12 protein-coding genes are annotated in these 12506 nt (G+C 36.1%); 11 read left to right on the forward strand and 1 reads right to left on the reverse strand.

Features of this window, described 5'->3' with window-relative positions; genetic code table 11:
• Positions 1-64: 64 nt before the first annotated feature.
• From ACJJVO_RS09395 to ACJJVO_RS09440, 10 genes are all read left to right on the forward strand, one after another.
• Positions 65-850 carry an enoyl-CoA hydratase-related protein gene (locus ACJJVO_RS09395; RefSeq protein ID WP_405573246.1) on the forward strand — a complete coding sequence of 262 codons (786 nt, stop codon included), beginning with the start codon at positions 65-67 and terminating at the stop codon, positions 848-850.
• Between the two features lie 55 nt (positions 851-905).
• On the forward strand, positions 906-1841 hold the full coding sequence (locus ACJJVO_RS09400) for a pyridoxal-phosphate dependent enzyme (protein ID WP_405573248.1): 936 nt from the start codon (positions 906-908) through the stop codon (positions 1839-1841).
• 87 nt (positions 1842-1928) lie between these two features.
• Positions 1929-3116, forward strand: a complete 1188-nt coding sequence (locus tag ACJJVO_RS09405) for a 3-hydroxyacyl-CoA dehydrogenase NAD-binding domain-containing protein (protein ID WP_405573251.1) — start codon at positions 1929-1931, stop codon at positions 3114-3116.
• A 118-nt stretch (positions 3117-3234) separates the two neighbouring features.
• Positions 3235-3639: a hotdog fold thioesterase gene (locus ACJJVO_RS09410; RefSeq protein WP_178985810.1), complete on the forward strand. Its 405-nt coding sequence runs from the start codon at positions 3235-3237 to the stop codon at positions 3637-3639.
• Positions 3640-3659: 20 nt separating this feature from the next.
• Positions 3660-4520 carry a neutral zinc metallopeptidase gene (locus ACJJVO_RS09415; RefSeq protein ID WP_405573254.1) on the forward strand — a complete coding sequence of 287 codons (861 nt, stop codon included), beginning with the start codon at positions 3660-3662 and terminating at the stop codon, positions 4518-4520.
• Between the two features lie 130 nt (positions 4521-4650).
• Entirely contained in the window at positions 4651-5865 is a 1215-nt protein-coding gene (pcaF, locus tag ACJJVO_RS09420) for a 3-oxoadipyl-CoA thiolase (protein WP_405573257.1), read from the forward strand.
• Between the two features lie 230 nt (positions 5866-6095).
• On the forward strand, positions 6096-8597 hold the full coding sequence (gene paaZ, locus ACJJVO_RS09425) for a phenylacetic acid degradation bifunctional protein PaaZ (RefSeq protein WP_405573259.1): 2502 nt from the start codon (positions 6096-6098) through the stop codon (positions 8595-8597).
• 91 nt (positions 8598-8688) lie between these two features.
• Entirely contained in the window at positions 8689-8976 is a 288-nt protein-coding gene (locus ACJJVO_RS09430; protein WP_405573261.1) for a GIY-YIG nuclease family protein, read from the forward strand.
• Positions 8977-9020: 44 nt separating this feature from the next.
• Positions 9021-9773, forward strand: a complete 753-nt coding sequence (locus ACJJVO_RS09435; protein WP_405573264.1) for an enoyl-CoA hydratase/isomerase family protein — start codon at positions 9021-9023, stop codon at positions 9771-9773.
• Positions 9774-9856: 83 nt separating this feature from the next.
• Positions 9857-10456 carry a transferase hexapeptide repeat family protein gene (locus tag ACJJVO_RS09440; protein ID WP_405576926.1) on the forward strand — a complete coding sequence of 200 codons (600 nt, stop codon included), beginning with the start codon at positions 9857-9859 and terminating at the stop codon, positions 10454-10456.
• Positions 10457-10554: 98 nt separating this feature from the next.
• Here ACJJVO_RS09440 and ACJJVO_RS09445 read toward each other — a convergent pair whose 3' ends face one another.
• Positions 10555-11031 carry an Lrp/AsnC family transcriptional regulator gene (locus ACJJVO_RS09445; protein ID WP_092470430.1) on the reverse strand — a complete coding sequence of 159 codons (477 nt, stop codon included), beginning with the start codon at positions 11029-11031 and terminating at the stop codon, positions 10555-10557.
• 201 nt (positions 11032-11232) lie between these two features.
• On the opposite strand from ACJJVO_RS09445, the gene ACJJVO_RS09450 reads away from it, so the two are divergent.
• Positions 11233-12501, forward strand: coding sequence for a dihydrolipoamide acetyltransferase family protein (locus tag ACJJVO_RS09450; RefSeq protein WP_405576928.1), 1269 nt, complete (start codon positions 11233-11235; stop codon positions 12499-12501).
• Positions 12502-12506: the final 5 nt, after the last annotated feature.

A 12506-nucleotide genomic window follows, 5' to 3' on the forward strand; every position in this document is an offset into this window, starting at 1 on the left:
TACATCAGTTCGAGTGAAATTACACTTTAACAATTTTGTATCGAGAACAAATAAAAAATAAGGTATGAGTAATAATTCAATTCTATTAAAAATTGAAAACAAAGTAGCGTATATCACGCTAAACAGACCAGAAGTCTTCAACAGTTTTAACCGTGAAATGGCATTTTTGCTTCACGATACTTTAGATGCATGCGAAACAAATGATGAGGTTAGAGCTATCGTTCTCACCGGAAACGGAAAAGCATTCTGTGCAGGTCAAGATTTAAAGGAAGTGACAGATCCAGATTTAAACCCTGGATTCAAAAAAATACTAGAAGAACATTATAACCCAATCATCACTAGAATACGTTCCATTAAAAAACCAATTATTGGAGCCATTAATGGTGTGGCAGCAGGTGCTGGAGCAAATATAGCTTTAGCCTGTGATATTGTTGTTGCTCATGAAAAAGTAAGTTTCATTCAAGCCTTTAGTTTAATAGGATTAGTGCCAGATAGTGCAGGTACATTCTTTTTACCAAGATTAATAGGTTTTCAAAAAGCATTAGCATTAGCGATGCTAGGTGATAAAATTGGAGCTGAAGAAGCAGAAAAAATGGGCATGATTTATAAATGTGTTCCTACTGAAGAATTCGAAGAAACAATTAATAAGTTAGGTTTAAAACTAGCAAACATGCCAACGAAAGCGCTTGGTATGATTAAAGAATTATTCAATAAATCCATGACCAACGATTTAGAATCGCAATTAGCTCTAGAGTCTAAATTACAAATAGAAGCAGCACAAACTGAAGATTACAAGGAAGGAGTCGCTGCATTTATAGAAAAACGTCAACCAAACTTTAAAGGAAACTAGATTAACGTCAGTTCGAGTGAAATTGCTTTTTGCAATTTTGTATCGAGAACAAATTATGACTAAACAAACTCTCATAGAAACTCACAACCGAATAAAGCCTTTTATTCATAAAACACCTGTATTAACATCGCAGTTGTTAAATGAAAAAGCAGGGTGTAACCTGTTTTTTAAGTCTGAGAACTTTCAAAAAATGGGTGCCTTCAAAATGCGAGGTGCAGCTAATGCCATTTTATCACTTTCAGAAGATGAAAGACAGCGAGGAGTGGTGACACATTCGTCTGGTAATTTTGCGCAAGCCGTTTCATTGGCAGCTAAAAAATTAGGAGTTAAGGCTTATATTGTAATGCCAGAAAATGCACCTCAAGTAAAAAAAGATGGTGTTAAAACGTATGATGGAGAAATTATAGAATGTGAATCTACGCCTCAAGCAAGAGAAGCAACAGCAAATAAGATAAAAGAAGAAAAAGGTGCAACTTTTCTACATCCATCAAATCAAGATGAGGTGATTTACGGAAATAGTACAGCAGCAATTGAGTTTTTAGAAGAACAACCCAATTTGGATGTTATTTTAACACCAGTTGGTGGAGGAGGATTAATTGCAGGTACAGCTCTGGCAGCACACTATTTTTCAAATAACTGTAAAATTATTGGCGGAGAACCTATGGAAGCTGATGATGCCTATCGTTCATTAATTTCAGGTAAAATTGAAACAAACGATAGTTTTCATACCATTGCAGATGGCTTAAGAACACATTTAGGTAATCGTAATTTTCCGATAATTCAGAAGTACGTAGATAAGATTATTCGTGTTGAAGAAGATGAAATTATAAGTGCCATGCAATTAATTTGGGAACGTATGAAGATTGTTGTAGAGCCTTCAAGCGCAGTGGCTTTTGCTGCTGTATTGAAGAATAAGGAAGAATTTGCAACTAAAAACGTAGGTATTATTTTGTCGGGCGGAAATGTAGATGTGAAAAATCTACCTTTTTAGAATTATCCTGCAAGGTTTCAAAAACCTTGTAGGTGTAAAAAAAAATAGAAGTTTAATTAAAAGTTACCCCCTTTAGTGGGCACAAAGATGAACATAGGAATAATTGGAGGAGGAACCATGGGAAGTGGCATAGCGCAAGTTGCTGCAACGTCTGGATGTAAAGTGAAATTATACGACACCAATCAAGCTGCTTTAGATAAAGCTAAAGCAAGTTTAGAGAAAATACTATTGCGTCTTATTGAAAAAGGACGAATTGATTCGGATGAAAAAAACAGAATCCAATCTAATATTTCTTATGTAGATAGTCTTAAAGATTTAGCTGATGCCAACTTAACGATTGAAGCTATTATTGAAAACCTAGACATCAAGAAAAAAGTGTTTTCAGAATTGGAAAGCTATGTTTCAGATGATTGTATTATTGCATCCAACACATCAAGTTTATCAATAGCATCCATTGCGGCTTCATTACAAAAACCTGAACGTTGTGTGGGAATTCATTTTTTCAATCCAGCACCTTTAATGAAATTGGTTGAGGTAATTCCTGCTATTCAAACATCAAATGAGGTTCTAGAAAAAGCCATACAAACCATTAAAGATTGGAAGAAAGTAGTCGCAGTAGCTAAAGACACACCAGGATTTATAGTAAACAGAGTGGCAAGGCCATTTTACGGAGAAGCTTTACGTATTTATGAAGAAGGATTAGCAGACTTTGCGACGATCGATCATAGTTTAAAATCTTTAGGTGATTTCAGAATGGGGCCATTTGAATTAATGGATTTCATAGGAAACGATGTTAATTACACCGTAACCGAAACCGTTTTTACAGCATTCTATTTCGACCCAAGATATAAGCCGTCCTTTACTCAAAAACGTTTTGCAGAAGCTGGTTACTTAGGACGTAAATCTGGAAAAGGTTTTTATGATTATGATAAAAACGGAAAAATAATTGAGGCAAATCATGCAAACACAAAGACTTTTGAAACTTATGAAGACGAGGAGTCTTTGAAAAATCAAATTTTTAATCGTGTCTTAGTCATGCTCATCAACGAAGCAGCAGACGCACTATTTTTAAACATCGCATCAGCAGAAGATATAGACAATGCCATGACCAAAGGTGTAAATTATCCAAAAGGATTATTAGCTTGGGCAGACGAAAAAGGAACAGATTGGTGTGTAACTAAGATGGATGAATTATATAACGAATATCATGAGGATAGATATCGCTGTAGTCCGTTATTACTTAAAATGAACAGAGAGAATAAAACGTTTTTTTAATATAACGTCAGTTCGAGTGAAATTGCTTTTTCTGCAATTTTGTATCGAGAACAAGTGAGGCTTCTCGATACAATTCCGATGAAAGATCGGAATCACTCGAAGTGACGAAAGAATAAATATGAAACCAGAACAAATCCCACATAAAATGCTATCCCAAGACGCCTACAGCACTTGGCTAGGAATAGAAATTCTAGAATGTGAAATCGGACGATGCAAAGTCGCAATGACCATTAGAAAAGAAATGCTAAACAGCATGAACAAAGCGCATGGTGGAATAAGTTATTCATTAGCAGATACTGCTTTCGGATTTGCAGCAAATACCCATGGTAAATATGCCGTTTCTATCGAAACAAGCATTAATCATATTGAAGCCTTAAACGAAGGTGATTATATTGTAGCAGAATCTGTAATAGAATCTGTAAAAAACAGATTGGGATTTAATATTATTGAAGTAAAACGAGGAGAAGAATTAGTAGCACTTTTTAAAGGTGTCGTTTATAGAACTCAAAAGGATTGGGAATAAAATAGTAAAAATATAAAATTATGAAATGGAAAGGTAGACGACAAAGCGGGAATCTTGAAGACCAACGCGGCATGGGAACTAAAGGTAAAGTTGCAGCTGGTGGTGGAGTTATTGCCGTAGTTGTAATTTTATTGCAACTTTTTGGAGGTGAAACTGGTCAGCAAATAGCTCCAATTATAGAGCAGGCAGCTAATAGTCAAACCACTCAGCAAGTAGAACAAAGAGATTTAACCAGCGAAGAGCTTGAAATGGGCGATTTTATGGCAACTGTTTTGGCCGACACCGAAGATGTGTGGAACCAAATATTTAGAGACTACAATCTAGGGGATTATAAAGAACCAAAAATGGTATTATTCACAGATGCGGTTTCTACAGCTTGCGGTAGTGCAACTTCAGCTTCTGGACCTTTTTACTGTCCTGGAGATCAAAAATTATATATGGATTTGGCTTTCTTTGACGAATTAAAAACACGTTTCGGAGCTCAGGGAGGTGATTTTGCAATAGCTTATGTTACAGCGCACGAAGTTGGTCACCATATCCAAACCATTCTTGGAACATCTAACAAAGTAAGACAGTTACAAAGCCAAACTAACCAAACAGAAGCCAATAAACTCTCAGTGGCACAAGAGTTGCAAGCCGATTTTTACGCAGGCGTTTGGGCACATCATAATAAAGAATATTTGCAAGCGGGAGATATAGAAGAAGCCCTAAGTGCAGCCAATGCAGTTGGTGACGATGCCATACAAAAACGATCTAGAAGAAGCGTAAATTCAGATAGTTTTACACATGGTACATCTGAGCAACGTATGGAGTGGTTTATGAAAGGCTACAACACAGGAGATATTAGAAATGGAGATACATTTTCTGCACTTTTAGATTAACCAATTCCAGCTAAAAAAAGACAATCTATTGTTTATAACAATTTGTCATTCCTGCGTAGGCAGGAATCCACTATAAGAGTAAAAATATTAATTTGAAATAGAAGAATCAATTTCAATATCAATTTCAAAAATGAAAGAAGCATACATAATAGACGGTATTAGAACACCAATAGGAAACTATAAAGGAACTTTATCTGCTGTTCGTACAGACGATTTAGGAGCTTTAGTAATTTCAGAAATCGTAAAACGTAATCCAAACATCCCAAAAGAAGCATACGACGATGTTATTATGGGTTGTGCCAACCAAGCAGGAGAAGACAATCGTAATGTTGCACGTATGGCTTCGCTTTTAGCAGGATTACCATATACTGTTCCTGGAGAAACTGTAAACCGATTATGTAGTTCTGGTCTATCCGCAATCATTCACGCTAATCGTGCCATAAAAACAGGTGATGGAGACGTGTTTATTTCTGGTGGAGTTGAAAACATGACACGTGGCCCCTACGTCATGGCAAAACCATCATCCGCATTTGGAGGCGATTCTAAACTATACGATTCTACTTTCGGATGGCGATTTGTAAACCCGAAAATGCACGAAATGTATGGTACAGATGGCATGGGAATGACGGCAGAAAACCTAGTCGAAAAGTATAATATCTCTCGCGAAGACCAAGATAAATTCGCGCTTTGGAGTCAGCAAAAGGCAACCAAAGCACAAGAAAACGGACGACTAGCAAAAGAAATAGTTACTGTAAAAATTCCACAACGTAAAAAAGATCCTTTACAATTTTCAAAAGATGAGTTTATAAAACCAAGCTCTTCCTTAGAAGTTTTAGGAAAACTAAGAGCAGCCTTTAAAAAAGAAGGCGGAAGCGTAACAGCTGGAAACTCTTCAGGATTAAACGATGGTGCAGCAGCAACAATTATAGCATCAGAAGATGCAGTAAAAAAATACAATCTAAAACCATTAGCTAGAATTGTAAGTTCAGCAGTAGTTGGTGTTGAGCCAAGAATCATGGGAATTGGTCCTGTTACAGCTTCAAACAAAGCGCTAGAAAAAGCAGGATTAACCATGGACGATATGGATATCATCGAGCTTAACGAAGCCTTTGCAGCACAAGCATTGGCATGCATTCGCGCTTGGGGATTGGCAGATAACGACCCAAGAATTAACCCAAATGGAGGTTCGATTGCAATTGGTCATCCATTAGGTGTTACAGGAGCCAGAGTTGCATATTCAGCAGCTTTAGAATTACAAGAACAACAAAAAAAGTATGCCTTAATTACCATGTGTATTGGTGTAGGTCAAGGTTATGCTTGTGTAATTGAACGAATTCCTGCGTAGGCAGGAATCTCATAGCAAGAGGGAAATAATCTTTGACTAAGATAAAAAATATAGCAAGTAAGTGCGTTAGGGATTGAAGTGGCATCCTTTTTTACGTCAGTTCGAGTGAAATTGCTTTTTGGCAATTTTGTATCGAGAACAAGTAAAAAAGATATAACGGAAAGCCCGACCTTTAGGTAACGCTAAAAAAATAGTAATTTAATAGATACCTGCCTGCGCAGGCATTTGATATGAATAAAATACAACATTACGTTCAAGGACAATGGACAACAGGTAAAGAAGAAGGAACACCAATCTTAGATGCAGTAACTGGTGAAGCATTTACTAGCGTTGCAATAGAAGGATTAGATGTTCCTGAAATTTTAAACTACGGACGAACAAAAGGAGGAGAAGTACTTCGTAAAATGACCTTCCAAGAGCGTGGAAACATGCTTAAAAAATTAGCATTATATCTTACCAAAAGAAAAGATGCTTTTTACGATTTAAGTTACAGAACAGGAGCAACTAAAGTAGATAGTTGGATAGATATTGAAGGTGGTTTTGGTAACCTGTTTGCCAATGCATCATTACGTAAATTGTTTCCTAATCAACCTTATCACGTAGAAGGCGATGCTATCGATTTGTCTCGTGGTGGTCGCTTTATGGCGCATCATATTATGGTACCTAAAAAAGGAGTTGCAGTGCATATTAATGCTTTTAACTTTCCGGTTTGGGGCATGTTAGAAAAATGTGCGGTAAACTGGATGGCTGGAGTTCCTGCTGTGGTATTACCTGCACCTTCTTCTTCCTATTTAGCCGAAGCAGTTGCAAGAACCATTATAGATTCAGGTATTTTACCAGAAGGCGCATTACAAATCATAAACGGAACGGTTAAAAATATTCTAGACACCGTTGAGTCTCAAGATGTAGTAACCTTTACAGGTTCTGCACAAACCGGACGATTATTAAAAGCGCATCCAAGATTAATTCAAGAATCTGTACCTTTTACTATGGAAGCCGATTCTTTAAATGCTTCCATTTTAGGAGAAGATGCTGTTCCTGGAACACCAGAATTCGACTTGTTTATTAAAGAAGTTAGAAAGGAAATGACGGTTAAAGCTGGACAAAAATGTACAGCGATTAGACGCATCATTGTTCCTGAGAAATTAGTAGACGATGTGCAAATTGCATTAGCTAAACAACTAGATAAAGTAACTATTGGAGACCCAAGATTGAAAGAGGTGAGAATGGGTTCTTTGGTTAGTCACCAACAAGTACAAGCGGTTCGAGATTCGGTAAACGATTTGTCAAAAGAAGCACAAATTGTTTATGGTAATTTAGATGCAATTAAGACCATTGGAGCAGATGCCAATAAAGGCGCATTTATTAGTCCGATTTTATTACGAGCAGATCATCCATTTCAAAATACAGTCATTCACGAGCGTGAAGCTTTCGGACCAGTAAGTACCATTATGCCGTACAAAAACCTAGATGAAGCTATAACTTTGGCGCAAATGGGTAAAGGGTCGTTAGTGTCTTCTATTGCTACCAATGACGATACAATAGCTAAAGAGTATGTGATAAACGCAGCGAGTCATCATGGTAGAATTTTAGTCTTAAATAGAGAAAGTGCGAAGCAAAGTACAGGTCATGGTTCGCCATTACCATATTTAGTGCATGGCGGTCCAGGACGTGCTGGTGGAGGTGAAGAAATGGGAGGTATGCGTGGTATTAAACATTATTTACAACGTACAGCAATCCAAGGTTCGCCAACCACTATTACTGAGATTACAGGAATTTACCAACAAAACGCAAAATATAAGGAAGCACCACAGCATCCATTTAAATACCATTGGGAAGACATCCAGCCAGGAATGTCTATGAAAACCCATAACCGTACATTTACAGATACAGATATTATTAATTTTTCAAATCTGACTTGGGATCATTTCTACGCACACACAGATATCACCTCTTTAGATGGAAGTATTTTCGAAAAGAGAACGGCGCATGGGTATTTCATTATTTCAGCTGCAGCAGGCTTATTTGTATACCCAAATAAAGGACCAGTTTCAGCAAATTACGGATTAGAAGAATGCAGATTCTTACGTCCGTTATATCACAACGATACTATTTATGTTCGATTAACCTGTAAGCAAAAAGTGGATAGAGATGTGGCTTCTGCAGAACATCCTAGCGGAATTGTAAAATGGTATGCAGAAATCTTTGACGCAAATACGGATGAGAAAGTAGCATTCGCAACAGTTTTAACGATGGTTCAGAAAAAACAAGAAGTTTTAACTGAAATGACTGATGATAAAATTAACGAATGTCTTTATGCATTAAAGGAAGATGCGAAACCTAAATGGGGAATTATGACACCTCAGCATATGATTGAGCATTTAGAATACACTTATAAAATTGCTTCAGGTGAAATTCAGGATTTTGAAATAGCAACACCAGAAAAGATTTTAGAGAAAGTGCATAATAGTTTATGGAATTATGATAAATTCCCAAAGAACTCTCAATTTCCTCAGTTAGAAAAAGACACTTTAGATACATTAAAGCATCCTGATTTGACAACAGCAATAGAAAAGTTTAAAGCACAAAGAGAAACCTATTTAGGGTATTTTAAAGAAAATCCGGAGGCTAAATTAAAGAATTTAGTTTTCGGAGAATTGAATAAATATGAATCTTATTTATTAGAAAGAAAACATCTAAATCATCATTTCGAGCAATTCAATTTGTTGTAGCAAATTGAATTGCTCGAAGCACCCGAGAAATCGGGTGTCTTGTAAATAAAGGCAATAAGTTGAAATATTCCAGTTTTCAAAGCAAATAACTATGAAACACTACATCTACATAATAACAAATAAAAAGGATGGTGTTTTGTATATTGGAGAGACAAAAAATTTAAAGAAAAGAATTTATCAGCATAAAAATAAAGTCCAGCCAACTACATTTTCTGCAAGGTATAATTTAGATAAACTTGTTTACTCAGAAGAGTTTGAAACAAAAGAAGAAGCTAAATTAAGAGAAAAGCAAATGAAGAAATGGAATAGAGCTTGGAAAATAGAATTGATAGAAGAACAAAATTCAGATTGGTTGGATTTGTATAATAAAACTAAGTAGAACTAAAATAATAAGATTCCCGTTTTCACGGGAACACTATCGTGATGACAGAACCATACGTAAAACTAGAAATTAAAAACGAAGTAGGATACATTGAGTTTTTCCATCCTGCACATAATTCATTGCCAGGAAATATTTTAGCAAAACTAGCGCAAACCATAACAGATGTTGGAACTAATGAGGCTATTAAAGTTGTAGTTCTTAAAAGTGGAGGAGATAGAACCTTTTGTGCAGGAGCAAGCTTCGAGGAGTTAATAAATATCAACGATGCCGCAACAGGAAAAGTGTTTTTTGCTGGATTTGCAAACGTAATTAATGCGATGCGTAAATGTCCAAAATTTATTATTGGACGTATACAAGGGAAAACTGTTGGTGGAGGCGTTGGTTTAGCAGCAGCAACCGATTATTGTATGGCAACAAAGTTCGCTTCCATTAAACTAAGTGAGTTAAATATAGGAATCGGACCTTTTGTAGTTGGGCCAACAATAGAGCGTAAAATGGGCTTAAGCTCCATGTCGCAAATTGCAATAGATGCAAATACATTTTACACACCAGAATTCGCAAAACAAAAAGGATTATATACCCATGTTTTCGACACGACAGAAGCATTAGACGAAGCCGTAAAAACAACAGCAGAGCATTTATGTACCTATAATACAGAAGCGATGCTAGAAATGAAAAAAGTATTCTGGCAAGGCACAGACCATTGGGATACTTTATTAGCAGAACGTGCAGCAACAAGTGGAAAACTAGTTTTGAGTGAGTTCACTAAAGAAAAATTAAAAGGATTTAAATAAAACTTTAATTGCGAGAACGAAAAACGTGGCAATCTATTGATGAGATTCTTCGCTTCGCTCTGAATGACAAACTCGAGAAAAAAATGGCTATTTATTCATTCAAAGGTTACACACCAGTAGTACACAAATCCAGTTTCGTACATCCATTAGCAGCAGTTACTGGTAATGTTATTATCGGTAAAAACTGCTACATTGGTCCAGGAGCAGCTATTCGTGGAGATTGGGGACAAATCATTTTAGAAGATGGTGTAAATATCCAAGAGAACTGTACTGTGCATATGTTTCCTGGTAAGTCCATCACACTAAAAGAAAGTGCACATGTGGGACATGGAGCGATAATTCATGGTGCAAATTTGGGTAGAAATTGCCTAATAGGAATGAACACCGTAATCATGGATGATGCCGAAATTGGAGACGAATGTATCATTGGAGCCATGTCGTTTGTAAAAGCAGAAACAATAATTCCATATCGAAGTTTAGTGGTTGGAAATCCTGGAAAAGTAATTAGAGGAATCACAGATGAAATGATTGCGTGGAAAACAAAAGGCACACAATTATACCAACAATTACCAGCAGATTGCCATGAGAGTTTAAGAGAAGTTGAACCATTAAGAGAAGTGCCCGAAAACATGAAAATGCAAGAAGATGTTTATAAAACACTTCGGGAAACGTTTAAGAAGTAACATTGTAAAGATTGTCCCGTTGAGGGGACTTTAGGGGTGTTTTCGAAAAACAAACGAGATTTAAAAACACATGGACTCTTAGTCTCAAATGAGCTATTCTACAAAACCCTGCTCAAATCAATCTCATTAGTTTCTTTACTCGTAGACAAAGCAATCAAGCTTTGTACATTCCCTAAATATGGAAGAAGCGTTAATTTTGAAATGATAAACGTTTCATAAGCTTCAATATCCTCTACAACTAGTTTTAATAAATAGTCAAAATTTCCACTGACGCGATGGCATTCTACAACTTCAGGAAAGTTGTTGATTTCCTTTACAAACTTTTCTAAATAACTTCGCGTATGACCTTGCAAAGTGATTCCTATAAAAACAGTCAGCTTTAAACCTATTTTCTTATTGTTTAAAACAGCGACATATTTTTCAATATACCCTTCCTTTTCCAATTTTTTTATACGTTCAAATATTGGTGAAGTGCTCATACCTAGTTCTTCTGCTATACTTTTTGTTGTTCGATTGCTATTCTTTTGTAGTATAGCTAACAGTTGTGTGTCTATTTTATCGAGTGTATGTGGCATGAGAAAATTAGTTGCTTTAAAGCGGTAAATTTAATGATTAAAAGTCTAATAATCTGTAATGGTGTTTATTTTAAGAATAATATCCTTTTCAATGGTAAATTAAAAGATTTTAACAATTGCATAATTCTATATGCATTATCTTTAATTCTTATTTTTCTAAACTACGATAACTTGAAGAATTTCGAATTAAAGATGCCTAAAATGGGCGAAAGTATAACTGAAGGCACCATTATTAATTGGTTAATTTCTGAAGGAGACTCTTTCGAAGAAGGAGATATTATACTAGAAGTAGCAACAGATAAAGTAGATAACGAAGTGCCAGCACCAGCATCTGGAACACTAGTAAAAACCATGTTTCAAGCAAAAGATGTTGTGCCTGTTGGAGAAGTTATGGCAATTCTTGAAGTTTCAGAAGAAGTAAAATCCTCAAACAAGAAGACTGTTGTTAAAAGTGATAGTGGAGACTCTCAGAAAAAGAAAACAACAGTAAAAAGACCAAAACCTGTACAATCAACTTCAACTTCATTTTCAACATCAAACACAAACACCTTCTTTTCCCCATTAATCATTACAATAGCAAAAGAACATCACATCAGTTTTGAAGAATTGGCACGAATTCCTGGAACAGGCCACGAAGGCAGATTACGCAAAAGCGATGTATTTCAATATATAGAAGACGGCAGATCCTACAAATTTGCACAACCAGTAGCCGAAAAAGACCCAACAGCATATCGCATTCCGCAATTAAACTTCGATAAAGGCAAAGGGAAAGTCATCGAAATGGACAGAATGCGCCAAATGATTGCGGATCACATGGTGTACTCAAAACACACATCACCACATGTTACTGCTTACGTTGAAGCCGATTTAACTAATATGGTAAACTGGCGAAATGCAAACAAAGTCGCTTTTCAAGAAAAACATGGAGAACGTTTAACCTTTACACCATTATTTGTAGAAGCCGTAGCAAAAGCTGTTAAAGATTTTCCGAATATTAATGCCTCAGTAGATGGTAATAACATCATCGTTAAAGCAGATATAAACATTGGTATGGCAACAGCTTTGCCAAGCGGAAATTTAATTGTTCCTGTAGTAAAAAACGCAGATACTAAAGATTTAAAAACCATTGCAGCTAACGTAAATGAATTAGCCGGAAAAGCAAGAGAGAACAAATTAGCAGGCGACGATATTAAAGGCAGTACATTCACTATTTCAAACGTTGGAACCTTTGGTAGCGTCATGGGAACACCAATAATTAACCAACCAGAAGTCGCTATTTTGGCATTAGGAATTATAAAAAAACGACCAGAAGTTATCGAAACCGAAAATGGAGATGAAATAGCTATCAGAAGCATGATGTATTTATCACTATCCTTCGACCACAGAGTCGTCGATGGCTTTTTAGGAGGAAGCTTTGTGCGACGCGTAGCAGATTATTTCGAGCAATTCGATACAAATAGAACAATATAAAAGCA

The sequence above is a fragment of the Winogradskyella sp. Asnod2-B02-A genome (genome assembly GCF_045063645.1).
Taxonomy (GTDB): domain Bacteria; phylum Bacteroidota; class Bacteroidia; order Flavobacteriales; family Flavobacteriaceae; genus Winogradskyella.

Excerpts from the sequence above, each read along its gene's own strand:
- ACJJVO_RS09405 (WP_405573251.1), top strand. The coding sequence starts at position 1,929 with ATGAACATAGGAATAATTGGAGGAGGAACCATGGGAAGTGGCATAGCG.
- ACJJVO_RS09450 (WP_405576928.1), top strand. The coding sequence starts at position 11,233 with ATGGGCGAAAGTATAACTGAAGGCACCATTATTAATTGGTTAATTTCT.
- ACJJVO_RS09440 (WP_405576926.1), top strand. The coding sequence starts at position 9,857 with ATGGCTATTTATTCATTCAAAGGTTACACACCAGTAGTACACAAATCC.
- paaZ (WP_405573259.1), top strand. The coding sequence starts at position 6,096 with ATGAATAAAATACAACATTACGTTCAAGGACAATGGACAACAGGTAAA.
- pcaF (WP_405573257.1), top strand. The coding sequence starts at position 4,651 with ATGAAAGAAGCATACATAATAGACGGTATTAGAACACCAATAGGAAAC.
- ACJJVO_RS09395 (WP_405573246.1), top strand. The coding sequence starts at position 65 with ATGAGTAATAATTCAATTCTATTAAAAATTGAAAACAAAGTAGCGTAT.
- ACJJVO_RS09400 (WP_405573248.1), top strand. The coding sequence starts at position 906 with ATGACTAAACAAACTCTCATAGAAACTCACAACCGAATAAAGCCTTTT.
- ACJJVO_RS09415 (WP_405573254.1), top strand. The coding sequence starts at position 3,660 with ATGAAATGGAAAGGTAGACGACAAAGCGGGAATCTTGAAGACCAACGC.
- ACJJVO_RS09445 (WP_092470430.1), bottom strand. The coding sequence starts at position 11,031 with ATGCCACATACACTCGATAAAATAGACACACAACTGTTAGCTATACTA.
- ACJJVO_RS09435 (WP_405573264.1), top strand. The coding sequence starts at position 9,021 with ATGACAGAACCATACGTAAAACTAGAAATTAAAAACGAAGTAGGATAC.
- ACJJVO_RS09410 (WP_178985810.1), top strand. The coding sequence starts at position 3,235 with ATGAAACCAGAACAAATCCCACATAAAATGCTATCCCAAGACGCCTAC.
- ACJJVO_RS09430 (WP_405573261.1), top strand. The coding sequence starts at position 8,689 with ATGAAACACTACATCTACATAATAACAAATAAAAAGGATGGTGTTTTG.